Raw genomic sequence first — 1180 nt, forward strand, 5'->3', positions numbered from 1 at the left:
GTGAATGACCCCTCCTTAACACCCTGTCGGGTTGTTTGAAGAAGGGGCTTCCTGTTTCATGAACCATTGCATAATGGGGGTGTCCCAAATATGTCTTACACAGTCTCCACAGGCGTAGATTATACTGTTCGGACACAACCTTGCCCTACAGTTATGGCTATTCCGTTATAGTAAGGAACTCATTTAATCCTTTTTGTAAGATGTTTCGACTCGCATTATGGTCACGATCAAGTATCGTTCCGCATTTTGTGCAAATATGCGTACGAATAGAAAGAGACTTTTTCACCCGATTGCCACAACTCGAGCAATCTTGTGAAGTGAATGTAGGTTCTACCTTGATCAAGACCCCTCCATTTCTTGCGCATTTGTATGCGAGCATGTTTCGAAACATGCCCCAGCCTGCGTCTGAAATAGATTTTGCTAACTTCCTGTTCCGAACCATGTTTCGTATATTTAGATTTTCCACAGCAATAACCGAATAGTCCTTCGTCAAATGGTAGCTTAGTTTATGAAGAAAATCTCTACGTTGGTTCCCTACTTTCTCATGTAATTGACGAACTCGCTGTACCTGCTTGGTATAGTTCGCTGAGCCCTTTTTCTTTTTGGAAAGTCTCCGCTGAGTTTTCTTTAATTGCCTTTCCTTTTTACGAAGAAATCTTGGATTCTCATATTCTGGTCCATTAGAAAGAACGGCATATTTATTGATTCCAACGTCAATACCTATTGCGTTATGTATATCCAAAGTAGTTGGCGGCGGCGCTTGTCCTTCGACACAGAAAATAGCATACCACCTTTTCCCTTGACGCTTGATAATCAGTTGCTTAATTGTTCCTTCTAGTGGTCTATGAAGCAGAATATCTATTTCTCCTAGCCTTGTATTGTATAATTTGCCATTGCCGGAAAAGGACATCGCCATTCGGTTCCCTTTCTTGTTGAATCCAAATTGAGGGAACGTCATACTCGTATACTCTTTATACTTTTTCTGTTTTGGGTATCTAGCATCTTTGCGAAAAAAATTCTCAAAGGCTTTTTGTAATCGCACAAATACTTCTTGCAGAGGCTGGGAAGGCATTTCTTTTAGAAATGGATATTTCCTTTTATCCAATGTTAATTGTTTTTGCATGTCATAACGGTTGTAATTTTCCTTGTTTTGTTTATATTTGCGCTCTTTATCTAAAAG

1 protein-coding gene is annotated in these 1180 nt (G+C 39.7%); it reads right to left on the reverse strand.

Translation table 11 applies throughout. The features are described 5' to 3' along the window. Nucleotides 1–157: 157 nt before the first annotated feature. Nucleotides 158–1180 (reverse strand): RNA-guided endonuclease InsQ/TnpB family protein (locus MUB24_RS23020; RefSeq protein ID WP_244708076.1); only part of this gene is annotated, 1023 nt, incomplete at its 5' end.

Origin of the sequence: Lederbergia sp. NSJ-179, assembly GCF_022867885.1 — a bacterium.
GTDB lineage: Bacteria > Bacillota > Bacilli > Bacillales > Bacillaceae_C > Lederbergia.